At 45.9% G+C, this 20,327-nt stretch carries 17 protein-coding genes; 11 read left to right on the top strand and 6 right to left on the bottom strand.

The genetic code is table 11. From position 1 onward, the window contains the following. The first annotated feature begins 47 nt into the window (after positions 1-47). Together panC and AACS92_RS03515 are read left to right on the top strand one after the other, a co-directional pair. Positions 48-905 (top strand): pantoate--beta-alanine ligase, encoded by an 858-nt coding sequence (panC, locus tag AACS92_RS03510; protein WP_099109977.1) that lies wholly within the window; start codon positions 48-50, stop codon positions 903-905. A gap of 203 nt (positions 906-1,108) precedes the next feature. Continuing rightward, positions 1,109-2,065 carry a sulfonate ABC transporter substrate-binding protein gene (locus tag AACS92_RS03515; RefSeq protein ID WP_099109978.1) on the top strand — a complete coding sequence of 319 codons (957 nt, stop codon included), beginning with the start codon at positions 1,109-1,111 and terminating at the stop codon, positions 2,063-2,065. Between the two features lie 220 nt (positions 2,066-2,285). On the opposite strand, the gene ssuD is transcribed toward AACS92_RS03515, so the two are convergent. The 3 genes from ssuD to ssuC all read right to left on the bottom strand — a co-directional run bounded on the left by ssuD (position 2,286) and on the right by ssuC (position 5,190). Then, on the bottom strand, positions 2,286-3,482 hold the full coding sequence (gene ssuD, locus AACS92_RS03520) for an FMNH2-dependent alkanesulfonate monooxygenase (RefSeq protein WP_099109979.1): 1,197 nt from the start codon (positions 3,480-3,482) through the stop codon (positions 2,286-2,288). 86 nt (positions 3,483-3,568) lie between these two features. Further along, positions 3,569-4,384: an aliphatic sulfonates ABC transporter ATP-binding protein gene (ssuB, locus tag AACS92_RS03525; RefSeq protein ID WP_099109980.1), complete on the bottom strand. Its 816-nt coding sequence runs from the start codon at positions 4,382-4,384 to the stop codon at positions 3,569-3,571. Further along, positions 4,381-5,190, bottom strand: coding sequence for an aliphatic sulfonate ABC transporter permease SsuC (ssuC, locus tag AACS92_RS03530; RefSeq protein ID WP_099109981.1), 810 nt, complete (start codon positions 5,188-5,190; stop codon positions 4,381-4,383). The genes ssuB and ssuC overlap by 4 nt, the downstream gene beginning before the upstream one ends. Before the next feature lie 274 nt (positions 5,191-5,464). Here ssuC and cbl point away from each other — a divergent pair, with 274 nt between their 5' ends. After that, positions 5,465-6,424: an HTH-type transcriptional regulator Cbl gene (cbl, locus tag AACS92_RS03535; RefSeq protein ID WP_099109998.1), complete on the top strand. Its 960-nt coding sequence runs from the start codon at positions 5,465-5,467 to the stop codon at positions 6,422-6,424. Positions 6,425-6,431: 7 nt separating this feature from the next. On the opposite strand, the gene ygfZ is transcribed toward cbl, so the two are convergent. Further along, the gene (gene ygfZ, locus AACS92_RS03540) at positions 6,432-7,400 is read right to left on the bottom strand and encodes a tRNA-modifying protein YgfZ (RefSeq protein WP_099109982.1); all 969 of its coding nucleotides are present in this window, start codon (positions 7,398-7,400) and stop codon (positions 6,432-6,434) included. A 217-nt stretch (positions 7,401-7,617) separates the two neighbouring features. Between ygfZ and soxR the strand changes: the two genes are divergently transcribed. After that, on the top strand, positions 7,618-8,085 hold the full coding sequence (gene soxR, locus AACS92_RS03545) for a redox-sensitive transcriptional activator SoxR (RefSeq protein ID WP_099109983.1): 468 nt from the start codon (positions 7,618-7,620) through the stop codon (positions 8,083-8,085). Positions 8,086-8,512: 427 nt separating this feature from the next. Beyond that, positions 8,513-9,511, top strand: coding sequence for an MBL fold metallo-hydrolase (locus AACS92_RS03550; protein ID WP_099109984.1), 999 nt, complete (start codon positions 8,513-8,515; stop codon positions 9,509-9,511). Between the two features lie 68 nt (positions 9,512-9,579). Here AACS92_RS03550 and budA read toward each other — a convergent pair whose 3' ends face one another. Beyond that, complete coding sequence (gene budA / locus AACS92_RS03555; RefSeq protein ID WP_099109985.1) at positions 9,580-10,287, bottom strand: acetolactate decarboxylase; 708 nt, start codon at positions 10,285-10,287, stop codon at positions 9,580-9,582. A gap of 475 nt (positions 10,288-10,762) precedes the next feature. Here budA and AACS92_RS03560 point away from each other — a divergent pair, with 475 nt between their 5' ends. Further along, positions 10,763-11,194: a hypothetical protein gene (locus AACS92_RS03560; RefSeq protein ID WP_099109986.1), complete on the top strand. Its 432-nt coding sequence runs from the start codon at positions 10,763-10,765 to the stop codon at positions 11,192-11,194. Between the two features lie 41 nt (positions 11,195-11,235). Here AACS92_RS03560 and AACS92_RS03565 read toward each other — a convergent pair whose 3' ends face one another. Beyond that, the gene (locus AACS92_RS03565) at positions 11,236-11,793 is read right to left on the bottom strand and encodes a helix-turn-helix domain-containing protein (RefSeq protein ID WP_099109987.1); all 558 of its coding nucleotides are present in this window, start codon (positions 11,791-11,793) and stop codon (positions 11,236-11,238) included. Positions 11,794-11,888: 95 nt separating this feature from the next. Here AACS92_RS03565 and AACS92_RS03570 point away from each other — a divergent pair, with 95 nt between their 5' ends. The 5 genes from AACS92_RS03570 to AACS92_RS03590 form a co-directional block, all read left to right on the top strand. Next, positions 11,889-13,064, top strand: coding sequence for a benzoate/H(+) symporter BenE family transporter (locus tag AACS92_RS03570; RefSeq protein WP_099109988.1), 1,176 nt, complete (start codon positions 11,889-11,891; stop codon positions 13,062-13,064). Positions 13,065-13,895: 831 nt separating this feature from the next. Next, positions 13,896-15,875, top strand: coding sequence for a type VI secretion system tip protein TssI/VgrG (gene tssI, locus AACS92_RS03575; RefSeq protein WP_445286133.1), 1,980 nt, complete (start codon positions 13,896-13,898; stop codon positions 15,873-15,875). 60 nt (positions 15,876-15,935) lie between these two features. After that, positions 15,936-17,108: a DUF2169 family type VI secretion system accessory protein gene (locus tag AACS92_RS03580; protein ID WP_241537936.1), complete on the top strand. Its 1,173-nt coding sequence runs from the start codon at positions 15,936-15,938 to the stop codon at positions 17,106-17,108. Positions 17,109-17,151: 43 nt separating this feature from the next. Next, positions 17,152-17,457, top strand: coding sequence for a DUF4150 domain-containing protein (locus AACS92_RS03585; RefSeq protein WP_241537937.1), 306 nt, complete (start codon positions 17,152-17,154; stop codon positions 17,455-17,457). Between the two features lie 11 nt (positions 17,458-17,468). Further along, the coding region (locus AACS92_RS03590; protein WP_241537938.1) for a DUF6531 domain-containing protein at positions 17,469-20,327 on the top strand (2,859 nt) is incomplete at its 3' end.

Below are 20,327 nucleotides of genomic sequence, written 5' to 3' on the forward strand. Positions count from 1 at the left end.
ACCCAGCATGATTGCTAATTATGACTGCTAATTAAAGGAGTAGAGCAATGCTGATCATAGAAACAATCCCCATTTTACGCCGTGAAATTCGCCGTTGGCGTCAGGCAGGAAAACGAATTGCCTTTGTCCCTACAATGGGTAATCTGCATGATGGTCACATGGCTCTGGTTGATACCGCCAAGGCTCAGGCTGATGTGGTAATTGTGAGTATTTTTGTTAATCCGATGCAATTTGATCGCGAAGATGACTTAGTCAATTATCCGCGTACCCTACAGGAAGATTGCGAAAAACTGAGCCGTCGTAATGTTGATATAGTGTTTGCCCCCAATGCCAACGAAATATATCCGCATGGCTTGAATGGCAGCCAAACTTTTGTTGAAGTCCCTGAACTTTCTCATATGCTTGAAGGTGCCAGCCGTCCGGGGCATTTCCGGGGAGTCACCACGGTTGTCAGCAAACTGTTCAATCTGACCCAGCCGGATCTGGCCTATTTCGGTGAAAAAGATTTTCAGCAGTTACAAATTATCCGCAAAATGATCACTGACATGGCTTATGATATCACTCTGGTTTCTGTACCTATCGTCCGTGATAAAAAGGGGCTGGCCTTAAGCTCACGCAATAGTCTTCTCTCTACAGAAGAGAAAAAAATAGCGCCGCAATTAAACCAGATTATGCAGCGCGCCGCCGAAAAACTGAAAAGTGGTGAGCGGAATGTTGAACAACTGCTTGAGATAGTATCCACGGATCTGCGTGAAAAAGGTTTTATACCGGACGAACTGTTTATCCGTGACGCAGAAAATCTGGAACCTTTGACCCCACAAAGTAAAAAAGCGGTGATCCTGATGGCAGCATGGTTAGGCAAAACACGCTTGATTGATAATCAGCAGGTTGATTTAACCGATTGATTTCGCTTCGAGGATGTGTGTCAGCAGTCGCCCCGACACGATCCACATCCTCATATGAAAATCGCTGTCTGATTGGTCGTTATCCAAAATCAGCACTAGCAAACACAATTTTATTATTTAATATTCATAAACCAGCTTTGTTATCTTTCTATACCGTTATCCCCGTCTATATCAATGCATCCGGTTAACAAGGAAAATCAAGCATGGCACACAAATTACGCTTTGGCAGTTTACTGCTATTACTCGGCCTCTCTGGCAATGCACTGGCTACACAACCTCAGCAGATTACTATTGGTTATCAAAAATCGAATATTTTTACGTTGCTAAAATCCCGCGGAACTCTGGATGATGCATTAGAAAAAGAAGGTATCAAGGTGCGTTGGGTAGAGTTTCCTGCCGGGCCACAAATGCTTGAAGGGCTTAATGTGGGTAGCATCGATTTGGCATCAACCGGTGATGTTCCCCCCGTTTTTGCTCAGGCAGCAAGAGCCGATTTAGTTTATCTCGCCTACGCCCCTGCTCACCCGAAAACCGAAGCTATTGTGGTTCCGAAAGACTCAACCATTAAAACTATTCAGGACCTGAAGGGCAAACGCGTTGCGCTAAACAAGGGTTCTGATGTGCACTATCTGCTTGCCGCGGCGCTGGAAAAAGCCGGATTGAGCTATAAGGATATTAAACCGGTTTATTTACCTCCCGCCGATGCCCGCGCAGCTTTCCAGCGAGGAGCCATTGATGCCTGGGCTACCTGGGACCCTTTCCTGTCCGAAGTAGAAATCAATACCGGAGCACGCCAGATAACTAATGGTGAAGGGCTGGTACCTCATTACACGTTCTATCTTGCCAGCCGTAAATTTGTTGATACCTATCCGCAAACAGCAGAAAAAGTCATTCAGGAATTAGTTGTTCTCAGTGATTGGGCAAATCGGCACCCTGACGAAGCAGCTAACATTCTTGCCAACGCCACGAAACTTGATAAAGCTATCTGGCAACGGACTCTTGCACGTTTTACTTATGGTGCAGAGCGTATGACACCGACTGTTTTTAACCAGCAACAGGTTCTTGCTGATACTTTCACCCGTCTCAGGTTATTGCCTGTAAAAATCAATGTCCGTAGTGCAAGCTGGTCTTTAGATAATATTCCAGTCAATACACCATAATTGACCGTCTGATTGGGGTCTGAATCATCCCTGACGAGTACCCTGATAGATCCGATATGGTCATCATCACTATTCAGTGCTACAAATCCACAACCACACTGATTGATAACCTCATTTTACGTTTGCCAATGCTCCCTATACAGGGAGCGGCAACGGATGCCTGAATTATCCCTTTCAGGCTTCATGCTTGATAACCTTGCTTATCTACGCTCCAGCATTTTTATTCAGCATACTCTTTCTGAGGTTCCTCTGTGACAGGCCGCTCAGCACCCCCAATACTTTCACCAAAAGCGCCTGCATTGGCAGAACGGATCGTTGAATTCGCTTTGTTTATCTGCACTGAATCTGTTTTCAGCAATGGCATGACCAATTCAGCAAACCGATGTGCTTCTTCGAGGTGAGGATAGCCGGAGAAAATAAAATTACTGATCCCCAATGCCTGATATTCGCGGATCCGTTCAGCTACCTGTTCAGGACTTCCGACCAATGCCGTTCCTGCACCACCACGAACCAGACCAACACCAGCCCATAAATTCGGCGCAATCCGTAAATTATCCCTTGAACCCTGATGCAGTGAATTCATCCGCGCCTGTCCGGCAGAATCCATCCGGGAAAAGATTTTCTGAGCCTGAGCGATAGTCTCATCATCCAAATGAGCAATCAGGCGATCAGCCGCCGCCCATGCTTCCTCTTCTGTCTCACGGACAATAACATGCAGACGAATACCATATTCCAGAGTCCGGCCTTGCTTCTCTGCGCGCTCACGAACCTGTTGTAGTTTCTGCGCAACCAATTCAGGTGGCTCTCCCCAGGTCAGATAGGTATCAACCTGCTGTGCCGCTACATCAAGCGCATCTTCAGAAGAACCGCCAAAATAGAGTGGAGGGCCATTTTTCTGGATAGGTGGAAACAATAATTCTGCCCCTTCTACCTGTAAATGTTTCCCCTGATAATCTACTTTTTCACCTGCCAGCATACGGGAATAAATATCAAGAAACTCACGGGTCAACTGATAACGGTCAGCATGGCTAAGGAAAATACCATCACCTTTATTTTCCACCGGATCACCGCCGGTCACGACATTAATAAGAACCCGCCCCTCAGAAAGCCTGTCCAGCGTGGCCGTCATCCTTGCAGCGAGTGAAGGTGGCTGTAATCCCGGCCGTACCGCGACCAGAAAACGCAGATTACGGGTGACGGGTACCAGCGCAGAAGCCACCAGCCACGGATCTTCGCAACCTCTTCCGGTTGGGATCAGAACACCGTGATAACCAAGGCTATCCACAGCCAGAGCAATTTGTTGCAGGTAAGGAAGATCAACAGCACGCCCACCTTTGGCAGTACCTAAATAGCGCCCCTCACCGTGGGTAGGTAAGAACCAAAAGAGATTAATGTCACTATTGCCATAAACTGTCATTGTGTTTTCCTTGATAGATAGTGTCGCGGATAGATTTGTATTTATTTTTCTTTTAGATGATTGCTCGTAATGATTACGATGCCTGATTATCTGGCAGCACTTTCAGGATTATCCGTTTTACCGGAATGCAGCCAATCCGAATGGCGATCATGCTTCCCCTGCTCACCCGGAGCCATAATCGCCTCAAGAACCTGAGCTTCTAATGCTGATAACGTTGGCATCGTAATTGTTCTGGGACGTCCAAGAGGGATCTCCAGATCCATACCGATCTCCCCCTGCTCTATCAGTAAGATCCGATCTGCGATCAGAACGGCTTCATGAACATCATGAGTCACTAAAATGACGGTAAACCCATACTGCTGCCAAAGTCGCGTTAACAATTGCTGCATTTCCAGACGAGTCAGGGCATCCAGTGCGCCAAACGGCTCATCAAGCAATAATAAACGGGGGCGGTGAATCAGAGCGCGGGCCAAAGCCACACGCTGCTTTTGTCCTCCCGACAATGCCGAAGGCCAGTCATTCGCTCTGTCAGCCAGACCGACAGCTTCCAGTACTGCCAGTGCTTCCGATTTCCAATTACCGCTAAGACCCAGCCCGACGTTATCAATCACTTTTTTCCAGGGGAGCAGACGCGCATCCTGAAACATCATCCGTACTTCACTCTCAGAAGCACTCAGGGGATCACCATCAGCACTCAGACTACCTGCGGAAACAGATTCCAGCCCCGCAAGCAGGCGTAATAACGTGCTTTTGCCACAGCCACTACGTCCGACAATAGCCACAAACTGGCCTTTTTGAATGGATAAATTGAGGGATTTAAGGATTTCACGCTCACCAAACTGTTTGCTGACACCCTCCAGAGTGAGGCTTAACCCTTGCTGAACTAACGACAGATGCTTCATGAGTTTCTTCCTCCTGTCTGCCATGACGGATGCCAACGCAGTAACCAGACTTCCAGCCCGTATGCCACCATATCAGCCAGTTTACCCAGCAGCGCGTACAGAATAATCGCCAATACCACAATATCTGTCTGCAAAAACTCACGGGCATTCATCGCCAGATAACCTATTCCGGCATCAGCAGAAATAGTTTCAGCAACAATCAGGGTCAGCCACATTAAGCCGAGTGAAAAACGGACACCAACGAGGATCGAAGGCATTGCTCCCGGTAAAATAACCTGCCAGAACAAACGCCAGCCATTGAGCCCATAGTTACGCGCCATCTCAATTAATCCCCGATCAAGATGGCGGATCCCATGAGATGTATTAAGGTAGATAGGGAAGAAAGTCCCCAGAGAAACTAAAAATATTTTGGCACGCTCATCAATACCAAACCATAAAATAACCAGCGGGATCAGTGCCAAATGGGGAACATTACGCAACATCTGAACCGTGCTATCCAGCAAGCGTTCCCCGGTTTTTGACAACCCTGTTATCACCCCCAATGCGAGTCCACAGGTACCACCAATGGCAAACCCACTCAAAGCACGCCAGGTACTGATATAAAGATTGCTCCAGAGTTCCCCGTTTTGCAGTAATGTCCATCCTGCTTGTAGTACCTTTTCAGGAGGGGGTAATATACGATCCGATAGCCAGCCTTCATAACCAGCAACTTGCCAGCACACAATAAGTAATCCCGGTAGCAACCAAGGCAGGAAACGAGACTTAGATAACGATGTCCGGTGACCACCTAAAAAGAAAATACGCATAGAAACCCCACTTATGCAGCCAGGATTAGAACCAGTTATTTCATTTTTAAATCTCGAAGCGAATGAAGAGAAATAAATATTTTTACTTTGTAAATCTAAAAAGTGGCAATAGAACGCAACATACCGTGTGTAGTGCGCGACAGGTATATTACGATTGGTTCATGATTCACAATTTATTTATTACTTAAAAGAATAACTTTTATAATTAAATTATTTACTAGCCAGAGAATATATTTCTATATTGATGAAATATTTTTCTGACAACCTTGGTGCAATGAACTTTCAACAGCTAAGAATTATTCGTGAAGCAGAGCGCTGCCATTTTAACCTGACGGAAGTGGCAAAAGTGCTCTATACATCACAATCAGGCATCAGCCGTCATATTCGTGAGTTGGAAGAAGAATTAGGTGTTGAGTTATTCATTCGTCATGGTAAGCGGTTCCTTGGGCTGACAGAGCCGGGCAAAGAGATGCTGACCATTGCACGCCGCATACTTAATGATGCTGACAAAGCTCAACGATTAGCTGAACACTTTACCGGGCAACATCAGGGAGTGCTGACCATTGCCACTACCCATACCCAAGCCTGCTATAGTCTTCCCCGAGTGATAAAAGTATTCCGTGAAATCTACCCGGGGATCCGGCTGGTACTTAATCAGGGTTCGCCCGCAGAAATCATGAAAATGTTACTTAACGGTGAGGCAGATATTGGTATTGCATCAGAAATGCTGACTCAGAATAGCAATATTACTGCATTCCCATGGTTTGACTGGCATCACTCTTTACTGGTTCCTGCGGAACATGAACTAGTCTGGAACCCTGATATTACATTGGAACAACTGGCAACTTACCCATTAGTCACTTATCGATACGGTATTGCCGGGCGTTCTCAGATTGATAAAGCATTTCACAATGCGCGGCTAAACCCGGATATTGTCCTCAGTGCGCAGGACTCTGACGTAGTCAAAACCTACGTAAAACTGGGGCTGGGAATCGGAATAGTTGCTGAAACAGCCAGCCAGCATAACCTCGATCCAGATTTAGTCACACTCAGGGCCCGTCACCTTTTCTCCCCCAACATGGTCTGGATGGCAGTTAAACATGGCCAGTTACAACGTGACTATCTCTGGGAATTCGTACTACTGTGTAACCCTGATTTATCGCTGGATAAAATTAAAAACAGCGTCATTGCAGGTAATAAAAATATTCCGACCTGGCTTGATTTTGAAATTTAAAAATCAGCTAATTTTTAAGGGTAAGCAAAAAACCGTCATCTCCCGGCAAACGGAATATACTGCCAGCCTCCATCTCATTACCCAGTACTGCCTGAACCCAAACTGTGCCATCTGCCAATCTGAGGGAAGAGAGGATCATTCCGGTTTTGCGCCAGCGGGAACCCAACTGCCATTCTAATTCACTCCCAACCGCCGGAAGATAACTGGAATCACCGACCAGCCAATACATGGCCCGTTTGTTAACACCACGGTATTTGGTACGGGCAATTGTCGCCAACCCCATATACCCCCCTTTTTCAAAACTAATACTGCCTTCAATATTATGGAGATTAACAGCCTGAGGAACGAGCTGTGCGCTGACAGCAGCCTCAATCACTGGAAAACCTGCTTCTATATCTAATGCCAGCCACTGTTCACTATTACTTAGCTGTGCCGGAAGTTTTTCCATTAACTCTGCGGCCATCACAGTATCTGTGATTAATAAAAATCTCTCCTGCGGCGATGAAAAATAAAGTAGCGTAGTAGCACCATGCTGAATAACCGTATTATTTACATCTGGCAAAATAGGAAAAAATTCTGCCAATGCAGTCCGGCAATTTTCACCCGCAATACCCAATAACAGACTTTCAGTTTCCTCAGCTACCATAACTTTAGAGAACACCGCATATTTCTTTAATTCAGCAAGCTGTATCTCAATTACACTTCGACGCTCAATATAGGCATACCCTTCATCACGATGAAATAACCTCAGACTACTCCACATTTTTCCTTTGGCATCACAGTGAGCCGTCAGTACATGCTGGTTTTCAGCCAGAATATTGATATCGGCAGTCAGTTGCCCCTGAAGATATTTCCGGCTATCCATACCGGTAACAGTAACCAATCCCCAGTCATTAAGAGAAATAAGTGCCAATTGAAGACTGGATGAAAGCACCGGGAAAAGGGAAGATGACTTCGGATGAATTTGGCTGACCATAATGGCTCCTGTCGATAAATATTCTGTTTATATCCGTTATTTTTCAATAACAGTCATATATTGAAGGAAAAAACAAATAATGCTGATAAGCACAGATGAAATGAAAATAAAAAATACAACCCTTTTCAAAATATGGAATAACAATATAACCTTTTAAAGTTTGACAAAAAAATCAAACATCACTATAAAACCTCTAGTTAACCTGAGGTCAATAGAAATGGAAAAAAATAAACATATTGATATTAATAGGGCATTAACGGTTGGAGAAGTGGCAAAACGTAGTGGAGTGGCAATATCAACACTACATTTTTATGAATCGAAAGGATTAATAAAAAGTTCACGTAATTCAGGAAATCAGCGCCGCTTTCCCGCAGTTGTACTACGTTACATCGCAATTATCAAAGTCGCACAAAGCACTGGCATTCCCTTGAAGGAAATACAGGAAGTCCTTAGTCAATTCCCTCCTAACAGTAAACTGACAGCCGAACAATGGCGCATACTTTCCTCACAATGGCGGGATACGTTGGAACAACGTATTACAAAATTAACCCATCTACGTGACTATCTGGATAGTTGCATTGGCTGTGGATGCCTTTCCCTGACAGAATGCCCGTTACGAAACCCAAATGATATTCTGGGAAAAACGGGAACAGGAGCAAGAATGTTTGAACAAGAATATGACTGACGTAAAAAATAACTTATCGAAAAAATGATCTTTTTTAATAATGGAAGATATATTTTTGACTAAATAACCCCATGTTATTTATTTTTTTATTTTATATCATCCTCTGTAATTAATTTATCAGGATTTTATTTTATCTCCCTACTCTATTTTCCTGAAATAATTTTAAATCCACATAAATTAATACCATTTCATATCCAATGGATTTCAAGTTGCGTCGCGGCGGCAAGGGAATAACAAATTCGTCGGGAACGAATTTTCCCAGCCAAAGGCTGGCCTCCGGTGAGAGGGAGGAGCCTCTCAGTAACCCCCGGGAGCATAGATAACCGTATATTTATAAAAACGGTGACTGGGGTGAGTGAGCGCAGCCAACAAAGAGGCAGCTTGAAAGACGAAGGATATATTCCGTTAAATTTCTTCGGAGCACATAATGAAAAATATTTTAAAAACATCATATCTCGCAATAACATTAGCACTAACAAGTCTCATAACAACAACAGCGATCCCCACTGCATTGGCCAAATCTGCTGAGCAACCTGTAAATCAGGTGCCCGGTTATTACCACCATATGCTCGGCGATTTAATGGTGACAGCTGTTTATGATGGGTATGTTGATCTTTCTCCTTCTTTATTAAAAGGGCTTGATATTAACAATATTAAAAGTCTGATTACACGGATGTTCCAAGTTGAAAATAAAGAGGGTATTCAAACCGCGATCACAGCCTACCTTGTCAACACCAAAGAAGGTTTGGTATTGATTGATGCGGGTAGCAGCAATTGCTTTGGCCCTACTGCGGGAAATATTGTGAATAGTATCCGTGCTGCTGGTTATCAGCCAGAATCGGTTAAAGCAATATTACTGACACACATGCACCCGGACCACGCCTGTGGCATCACCTCCCCGAGTGGTGAAATCGTATTCCCGAATGCGACCCTATATATTTCTGAGGAAGAAAAAAACTTCTGGCAAGCACCCGAAACCATCGCTTCAGCCTCTGAAATAAATCGTTCATTCATCACTCAAACACTGAATGCCATCGAACCGTATGTTGCTAAAAAAGCACTGCGTACTTTTCAAAGCGGAGAGAACATTATCCCCGGTATTAAAGCAATATCGACTTCTGGTCATACCCCGGGACATACTTCATACCTGCTGAATTCAGGTAAAAACAACATGCTGATTTTGGGGGATATGATACATTTTTACGCAGTACAGTTGGAACACCCGGAAGTTTCGATTGAATTTGATATAGATAACAATAAAGCCATTGAAGCACGTAAATCGATCTTTAAAAAAGCGTCAGATGAAAAATGGCTAATTGGTGCCGCTCATTTACCCTTCCCCGGAATAGGTTATCTCCGTCAGAATCAACAAAAATATGACTGGGTTCCTGTTGAATATACGACTACGCTGAAAGTGAATAATTAACAATATAGTGGAGGAAAAGGTTTCGATCTTTTCCTCCATTACTCAATAATAAAACAATAAATTTTTAATCAACCTTCTGCTTTCCTGATAGCGTTATCCAAATCATCAACAGTGAGATCAGCATTGATATATTCACTATTCTCTGGCAGATGAATTTTTATATTCTGTTTTGGCTCATAACTTAACAAACCATTTTTCAGTTCAAAGTCAAATACATGACCACCATTTTTTCGTTCATCATCGATAAAATGAATATGAAACCCCGAAACAGAAATACCGTGAAAAATATCAGGCGTCCAAAAACCAACCAATACACCAGAAACATTGTGTAATGTTTCTTCTGATTGTTCGACAATCGCTTCAATAAAAGTCTTATAGGGCTTTTTCTGATAATTAGTCCGACGTAACCAGACCTTTTTAAATATTCCTTCAATTTTTACAGCAGCAAAAATATTATCAATATTTACCTGAGCCGACAATTCTGAGTAAAGATCTTTTTTGCTGATATCCGAAACGGGAAACTGCTCACTGGGATTAAAGTATGTCAACTGAGCAAAAGGAAGCTGGTCATACTCACTAAACCGACGTACATTACCTGCCCCCTGAATTTCAAAAAAGGTATCATCCAGTGCGATCATTTCACCTGCGAGCGCATGTGAGCAACCAATACCAAATGAGCCGCCTTGACTGATTTCTGCTATTGCAAACATTCCATCAAATACCCCTGACATCAAAGCATGCATGGTGGAATACTGATTTATAATCAGGCTCTTCATATGGCCTCTCCCTTGCTATTATCAGCCATTTAAAATCTATTAGTTATATTAGATATATCTTAGATAGATCAAATAATAATTTTAGAACATTGTCATGTCATAGATTAATATCCTTAGCACTAAGTCATTGTCAAGATAATTATATTTCCTATTGGGTTATTTAACCCCCCTAATAAAAAATCATAAACAAAACAACTTAATTTATTTTATCTTAATATTTTAGTAATTATATTTAATCAGTGTAAATACTGATGACATAACATGCTGTTTTAACCTCAACTGACATTACTCATTTATACATTTATCTGAAAATAGATTAATTTATTTTCACATTATATTTTGAGTAAAGAACTAGCACTATTAAACTGAGTTTTATATTCACCGTATAAATAGATTAAAACTATTGCATACCTCCTTATATTATTAGTATTATCAGCCGCATATTTAATTATCGTTTTTATTTTACGGATTATTCATGAATAAAATTTGTGTATTATTACTATCCGCTGTGATGCTTTGCAGCGGTTGTGCGACTATCGTTGGTGAAAAGACTCAGCTTGTCCAAATTAATAGTCAACCTTCTGGCGCAGAGTTTTCAATCAAAGATGAAACCGGTCAGGAAATTACACGTGGCAACACCCCACAAAGTGTCATGCTGGCAAAATCAACCGGCCACTATTTTGGCGGTAAGACATATCAAATTACCTTCACAAAAGAAAATTTTCAATCTGTTACCCTGCCATTAGTCGCTAAAGCGAATGGATGGTATATTGGCGGGAATTTCGTCTTTGGTGGTTTAATTGGCTGGCTGGCCGTTGACCCTTTCAATGGCGGTATGTACACACTGCATCCAAAAGCAGCCAATGTGACACTACCTGCATCCAATACACTATCAGACACCAAATAAGTATCAAAATATGGCGATTTAAGTCGCCATATCCATTCCGGTTACTTATGAGGGTAATGAATCAGATTATGGATAACCACAACATCATCACCTGAATTCGCGTAAGCATGGCTGCAATCAGCAGAAAAGCGCATAGATTCACCGGATGAAACTTTATGCCATTCATCATTGATACGCAGATCTAACTCTCCATTAAGCACAATAACATGCTCTACGACACCAGACTCATGAGGAGTAGATTCACTTGAGGCTCCTGGCGCTAACTCTATTTTGAATAAATCGATGAAAAATTCATCATCAAAAGGAATGAGCGGTTTTACACTCATACCTGAATGGTTTTGTTCAAAGCTCGGTAATTCATTAAACCGATGCAGTGCAGGCTGTGGCTCCGTTCCTTCCAAAAAAGTCGAAAACGCAACATTAAAACCTGTTGCAATTTTCCACAACGTGGACACTGTCGGGCTTGACTGGCCTCGCTCAATTTGCCCAAGCATTGCTTTACTGACGCCAGTCAGCTTAGCAGCCTGGCTGAGACTCACTCCTCTTGAAGCTCTTAGTGACTTAAACGTCTCGGCAATTTTAGATGTGATATCACTCATTGGTGCCTTCTCAAAGATAAATACATAATTGAATGCTATAACGGACGATGATATTCTCACCACCGTCTGCTATAACATCCGATAGGTGACACCATATGCCTAAGCAATCATTTTTTAGGGATCTCTCCCCATCAACTCTCGTTACAGGTTTTGTTGCAGTATTAGTTGGTTATGCTAGTTCAGTTGCAATCATTCTCCAAGCAGTGACAACCATTGGTGTTGAACCATCACAAATTGGTGCCTGGTTAGGCATGCTTGGTGTTGGAATGGGGATTACAACAATTGGATTATCACTTTATTACCGCACCCCCATTCTAACGGCTTGGTCAACACCGGGAATTGCACTCTTGGCAACACATTTCCCGCACACTTCAGTCAATGAAGCCATTGGCATTTTTGTCTTTGCATCAGCATTAATGCTGATATGCGGTATCACCGGATTATTTGCCAAGCTAATGAACTACATTCCACACTCCATCGCAGCCGCAATGCTTGCCGGAATATTACTCCGTTTCGGCTTGGATGCTTTCTCAATGTTGCAATCCAACTTTTGGTTGTGTGGAATCATGCTGCTTATTTACGTAATCTTCCGCCGTTATTTTCCATTATACGCAATAATCTCAACGCTTACCGCAGGGTTAATTATCTGTATTTTCAATGGAGATTTAAACTTAACAGGCAAAGACATCCTGTTTTCCATGCCTGAATTTGTCATGCCAAAATTTAACATCACGACACTGATTGGCGTAGGTATTCCATTTTTTATCGTCACCATGGCATCACAAAATGCACCGGGAATTGCCATCCTACAAGCTGGGGGGTATCCACCCCGTACATCTCAATTACTTATCTGTACATCATTAGTGACAATTATACTGGCTCCTTTCGGAGGATTTAGTATCTGTATTGCTGCAATTACAGCCGCTATTTGTATGGGAGATGACGTCCATACCGATCCAGATAAGCGATATATTGCCGCTATCAGCGCAGGATTTGTTTATTTACTGGCCGGGATTTTTAGTGGAGTCATTTTCTATCTATTTAGCGGTTTTCCGGCTTCATTAATAAAAATTCTAGCTGGGTTAGCCTTATTAAGTACTTTTACCAACAGCCTGAGTCAGGCAATAAAGGATGAAAGCGCAAGAGATGCAGCAATTATCTGTTTTTTAATAACAGCATCTGGCGCAAATTTACTGGGTATCAGTTCAGCATTCTGGGGGCTGGTTGGCGGAATTATTACACACGTGATATTTAAAAAAAACCTGAGTTAAAGTGACATTGCAATCTGAATGACTTAGTTCTCATATTGCTAAATATTCCAGATATTAATTTGGCTATTTACATTTAGGTATGATCTCACCTAAATATTAACTTTTATTTTTAATAAAGAGCTGGGTCTTATTATGTGATTCCAGCTCTTATTTCTAAAACCAGCTCTTTTGTGATCTATCTCATGAAATGCAAATGATCATGATTCTATCAAAACTACCATTTTATTTTTTCATTAATATCAATATGTTACAAATATAAACACCTTTTCCTTATGGATATTAATCGGTTCGATGCACTAATCATATCCGCTATATAAAGATATTGTTTTTCAACCGCAATCATTTTAATTTTTTACACTGCCATTGTCAGATATCGTTTTTATTCCACTTGATTTTATTTGTCCTTTACCCATCCGGTATTTATTATTGCCTTCCATTTTTTATCACAGTTCCGCCGATATATTTGGATAACAGCGTCCCTTCAATTTATCGAAAAACAAAGGATAACATCCTTAATTGACGAATTTATCAAAAACAATTTGAGTTAAATTTAACTCTTGTGCCCGAATGTTATGGCCTGCGTTGTTATCAGGCGGGACAGCCTATTGCATAACATTCCATCATCTCAGGGAGACAGAATAGATGTCAGTGAAAAAACACGCCACAACATTAAAGAAAGGAAAAGCGCTGTTGGGACAAGGACAGCAAACTGCACAAATGGCGAAGCAGGCTACAGGCCTGTTGACGGGAGCAGGCGGTAATACAGCTGCCGGTGCCGGTAGTCTAATCAATGGTGGGGGTTTTGCCGATGGAGCCGGACAAAAAGCCGGGATGACAACCCAGACTGCTATGGGTAATTCATCGGCAGGTAAGCTGTTACAGCAAGCCGGTCAGGTATTGGGATCAATGGGGGGCGCTGACCCCAGTGGCCTGTTGTTTACCCTGACGGCAGGCGGATTGCCGGCACAGACCTTTGTGGTCACCGACTTCAGCCTGAACGAACACTTCTCTCACCCCTTTGCACTGGAAGTGGGGCTGGCAAGCGCTATTCCCGCCATTAGTTTCCCGCTAGTGCTGGACCGCACAGCAACGCTGACCATTCTGCAAAACGGTATCGAACAGCGCAGCATCACCGGCATCGTCACCCGCTTTGAACAGGGCAACACCGGCCTGCACCAGACCACCTACCGGATGAGCATCCGCCCTGACCTGTGGCGCACGACCCTACGGCAGAACTCTCGCATTTTCCAGCAACTCAACATTGCCAATATCATCACCACAATCCTCAAAGAGCACAGCATCCGTGATGTCGTGTTCAACCTGCGCCACCCGCACCCGGAGCGCGAATTCTGCGTCCAATATCAGGAAAGCGATTTCGATTTTCTGCAACGGCTGACGGCGGAAGAAGGCATTTTCTACTTTTTCGAATGCAGTAACGGGCGCAACACTCTGGTGTTTGCCGACGACTGCGGCTCTGTACCACCGGGCATACGCCTGCCCTATCAGCCCGGTGAAGTCAGTACGCTGGGCGAACCGGCGGTCAGCAGCCTGACCAGCAGCGCTCAGGTCCGTCCGGCTCAGGTACAGCTGAAGGATTACACCTTCAAGAACCCGGCATGGCCAGCAGAATTTCAGCAGCAGATGCGGGATGAGAACCTGCAACAACTGTACTACGAGCATTATGATTACCCCGGTCGTTTTAAAGACGAGGCCCATGGCAAGGATTTCACCCGTTACCGACTGGAGGCGCTGCGCAGCGATGCGGAGACCGGGCAAGGCAGCGGCAATGCCATCGCCCTGCAACCGGGCAAACTGTTCATTCTAGATAACCACCCCCGCTTAGACCTGAATCAGTCATGGCAGACCGTCTCCGCCAGCCACAGCGGCAGCCAGCCGCAGGCACTGGAAACCGCCAACTCAGGCTCCGGCACCACACTGAACAGTCATTTCACCTTCATCCGCCAAAACCAGAACTGGCGCCCGGCTCCACGGCCCAAACCGATGATTGATGGCCCACAGATTGCCAAAGTGGTCGGCCCGGCAGGTGAAGAAATCTTCTGTGACCAGTACGGGCGCGTGCGTCTGCAATTTCCGTGGGACCGTTACGGTAAGAGCGATGACCAAAGCTCCTGCTGGATACGCGTCAGCCAACCGTGGGCCGGTCAGGGCTGGGGTATGCTCGCTATTCCGCGTATCGGACAGGAAGTCGTGGTGGATTTCCTGCACGGTGACCCCGACCAACCGATAGTGACCGGGCGTACTTACCATGCCAGCAATATCCCGCCGGGGAGCTTACCGGGCAGCAAAACCCAGATGGCATTCCGCTCCAAAACCCACAAGGGGCAAGGCTATAACGAACTGCTGTTTGAAGATGCTAAGGGCAGTGAACGGCTGGATTTGCACGCACAGAAAGACATGAACACCAAAGTGCTCAATAACCGCGATACCCATGTACTGGCGAACCACAGCGAAACCGTGGAGAAAAACCAGACCATCAAGGTGAATGAGCACAAAAATGAAATGGTGAAAATGACCAGCACGGAAACTATCGGCATGGTCTACGCCCTGACTGTCGGCACCAGCATGAATACCACCGTCGGGGCCAGCCAGACTGAGCAAGTCGGCAGCCATAAATCCATTGCGGTCGGTAATACCCTGTCCATCAATGCCGGTGATGTGATTGAGCTGAAATGCGGTGCCAGCGTCCTACGTATGGACAGCTCAGGCAAAATCACCATTCAGGGCAGTGAATTCAAATTTGAGGCCAGTGGCCCGGTACAAATCACCGGTAAAGACATCGACCTGAACTAACAAGGACAGACTGAGATGGAATTTCGTAACCTCACCCCTTTCGCGGTGATGAACTATCAAATGTTCGATGTCGAAGATACCGAGCATCACGTGGCGGTCATGAAAATCGGCTACCAACTGATGCCTGCCGGACAGGGGGAATACGTCGCCGAACTGCTGCCCGCTCCGCCTCTGTGTTTACAGGATGAATATCGCGGGCAGATGAATGCTTCGCAGGTGTTGCAGGAAAGCGACCTTGCACCCTTCAAGCCACGCTGTGATGTGATTGTTAATGGCACAGCCTATGCGCCGGATAACCGACCTTGCACTGAATTTCCCGTGCGGTTGCAGGTCAAAACCCAACAGGGTCACCCCTTACTCGACAAAACCCTGACCGTCACTGGCGAGCGGGAATTTATCCGTGATGCCAGCGGCCACTGGCAACTAACGGAGCCAAAAACCTTTACCACACTGCCGCTGGATTATCGCTACGCTTTCGGGGGTGAGTGCAAAATTCAGGCAGACGATAAAGCAAACAAACACCTCAAAGAGCGTGACCGCCTGACTCCGGAACAGCGCCAACGACATCCTGACGGAGAAAATGCCCCGGTGGCTCATGCGGTTTGTGAAACCAATCCACTGGGAACGGGGTTTATTACTCCGTGGTACGCCAATGCCAAACACCTCATTCGCTATCCGGCACCGCGCATCATCCAGTCAGATGCCCCTTTTACTGCTGAGCATTTTACAGCGCAACTGGCTGGCACATTACCGCCTGAGACACCAGCCTGCCAACCGCAGGGCATGGGCTTTATCGGTCGTCCGTGGCTACCCCGTCGCCAGTTGGCCGGGACTTACGATGCCGACTGGTTAGAGCATCGCCACCCTTACCTGCCGAAAGATTTTGACTTCGGTTACTGGAACGGCGCACCGGCTGACCAGCAGATTGACTGGCCGGACACGGATATCGCCATCACGCTGAGCGGCCTGACACCCCACAGTGACCTGCATGTCAAACTGCCGGGACACCGTCCGTTCATTTTGTTGCGCATGCACAACGGCGTGCTGTTACCCGTGCCGATGCGCCTCGATACGCTCATTATCGACAGCGAGGCCAGAACACTGCACATGACCTGCCGACTGAATTTCAAAGCCTCCCTGCCTGTACGGGTCGCCGAAGCCCGGTTTGAAATCAACCCGGATGCCCCCTTGCTGAAAATGGCACCATTGGAAGAGGGGAAAAAAAATGGCTGATAATTACATCGCTCGCACTGCGGGCACCTGGATGATTATCGGTGTGTTGCCGGACGTGTGCAAAACCCCGATAGGACCTGCCACACCGCCCATCCCTTATCCTGTGGTGGCAAAACTGGCGGACAGTTCAGCACCGGAAAAAACCGTACGGGCTAATGGCATGCCGGTCGTGGTGTTTGCCCGCAGTTTTGTACCCACGACACTCGGTGACCAGCCGGGCGTGGCAAATGGCATCAAAAGTGGCACTGTCGGTGGAAAATGCCATCCGCTGGAGCACCCCCGCACGGTACGTGCCGGCAACAAGCTGGTACTGCGCCACGGGGATAAGTTTTGGATGAATGGGGCATAAGGAAATTTGCTATGGCAGAAAATAAAGAAGTCATAATTACGATAAACGGCGGGCGCGATGAGGCGGTATTTTGCAGAGAATACCATGTTCGCTCACTGGCTGATTTAGAAAAAACTAAAAAAAATCTTCCCGCTTTAGTCGAGGCAGAATACGCTGATAATCCCCGAGTGACTCCGGCTGATAAAAAGTTCATGTTAGACTATGACAAAAAACTGGCTGATAAGGTTGAGGAAAAATTCAAAAACGGGGAATATCCACTGAAAGAATGGGAACAAAAAGAAGAAAAACAAGAAGAAGACTCTCATCCCAAACCCAATATTGCTTTACCTCAAAAACCACGAGATGACAGCCCGACTGGTGAAGGCAACACGTTGGGCAGTATTGTCGGGCAGGCAGGTGTCTCACAAAATGCTCCCCATGAAGCTAACCCCAGTGTGGCTGTAGAAGCAGAGCCAGAACAAACTGCCTGGGAGACAACAAAAAAAATAGGAAAAGCCATTGGGAATATGGCTGCGGATAAAGCAAAAGAAACTGGCGAAGACCTTTCAACGTTAGAAGGATGGAATCCGATTGAGCAACAGAAAGGGATTGCTAAATCCGCCAGTAATACCGTCGTTGGACTGGCTGAAATGTCTGTCAAGGGCGGTATGCTGAATGCCAGTCGTGATATGGACGAATCTGCAAATTCGTTAGCTTTTTGGGGGAAAGTGTTTGGCAATAGTGACGCCGAAGAGAAAGCTAAAGTGATAAGCAACATAGCGGATACCAATCGCGCGAATGCAAACCAGTTTAATCTGGATGAATACAAGATGACACTGGATACCCCCGGGCAACGTTTAGGCGGGACAGCATTTGAGATTGCCATGCTCATCGGTGGTCCAAAAGGCATGAGTTCTGCAGGTTCAGTAACTAAAACCACCGAAATAGCGAAAGTTGCAGAAATAGGGACTATGGTGGAAAAAAGCAGCGAGGTAGCAAAAGCCGCAGAAGTAGGGGCTGTGGCGGCAAAAACCAGTGAGGCAGCGGAAATCGCAGAAGCAGGTGCAATGGTGGGAAAAGCCAGTGAGGTAGCGAAGGGCGCAGAAGCTGGCGCAGTGGCAGCAAACACGAGTGAAGCAGCTATAGTCGTAGAAAAAGGTGCACGTATTGAGGGGAGATCCGCAGAGGTAGTAGAGACCCCTCCTCCCAAAACCAAAAACGCTAAAGAAGACCATGTTGAGAACAAATCTACCGATAAAGACGGCAGCTGCAATGGCACCTGTAGCGTAAACGGTGAACCTGTCGATATGGCCACCGGTGACTTCCTGCAAGTCTGGCCAGTTATCGCTATTCCCGGATTATTGTCGATTACCCTGACCCGTACCTATCGCTCCACCGCCAACTTAAACGGCCTATTTGGCCCTAAATGGGCAGATGACTGGTCACGCCTGTTGAACCTAGACAATGGTAAGGTAAATTTCACCGATGCCGACGGCGTGATCTACGATTTCAGCACACCGGATAACACGGTACTTGCCCGTAATCAGCATATTCCCCATTACCTTCTAGAGGGAGAATTAACTGGTGAACTGAAACTGACCGATCGCCAGTCCCAGCTTACCTACCACTTCAATCATGCCGTCGGATCTATCCGTAAATTATCTGCGATCACCGATCGACGTCAGAACGCGATTCGTTTTATCTACGATAAACAGTCGCAACTCATTGAAGTCACTCGCACCGATGGTTTCCGGCTGATTCTAGGTTATCAGGATCAACAACTCCAAACACTGGATTATCTTGAACAGAAAAAACAGCAGCGATTGGTCACTTGTCACTATGGTCCACAAGGCTATCTGAGCGAATGCGAAGCTTTCCAGCATAACCACCTGTGGCATGAATATGATGCACAGGGGCGGATGATCCGCTGGCACGATACCGATCAGACCGATGTTACCCTGACTTACGATGATCGTGGCCGAGTGCTCACAACCTCCACCACCAGTGGCTACTGGAACGACCGTTTCCTCTATGACGATAACGCCCGTATCACCACGTATATTGATGCAGAGGGCGGTGAAACTCAGCATCACTACGATAACAACTGTCTGGTGATCCGCGAAGTTGATCCCCTGGGGCGCATTACCCGCCGCCAATGGCGCAACAGCCAAATTGTCTGGGAAGCTGATCCATCAGGCGCTATCACCACCTTTGATTACAATCCTGACGGAGGATTGACCGAAGTAAAACTGCCAACCGGCGAATCCTTTTATTACGGTTATGACGAACACGGACAACTGACTGAAAGTGTCCTGCCAACGGGCGATCGCTGGCAATTTCACTATGATGAACAGGGCAACCTGACCGCACTGACTAATCCGTTGGGGAACAAAGAAGAATACCAATACGGTCTCCACGGTGAATTACGCCAGCGCCTGCTGCCGGATGGTCGTCAGTGGCATTACGCCTACGACGAGCAGCAGCGGCTGGCCGCAGTGATGACGCCGGATGGTCAAACCACCGGTCTGCAACTGGATGAATTAGGGCGCTTGCGCCAAATCACCGATGCCCTCAAACAACAAACTCACTACCGTTACAGCAACGACCATGCCAGTCTGAACGGTAGCCTGACCGATGTTGAACTGCCTGATGGTACCACACAGCAACTGGCCTATGACAGTGAACGGCGTGTGGTGGCTGTAACTGACGGTGAAGGCCGTACCACGCACTACACTTATGGCGCGTTTGACCTGCTCAATCAAGTGACCCGCCCCGATGGCACGGTATTACGCTTTGGTTATGACCGCCTGACCCGGTTGAATTCTGTCACCGCCTCCACCGGTGAAACCTATCGCTATGAACGGGATGCCACCGGGCAAATTATCCGGGAA

This window comes from Xenorhabdus sp. KJ12.1, assembly GCF_963876495.1.
Taxonomy (GTDB): domain Bacteria; phylum Pseudomonadota; class Gammaproteobacteria; order Enterobacterales; family Enterobacteriaceae; genus Xenorhabdus; species Xenorhabdus stockiae.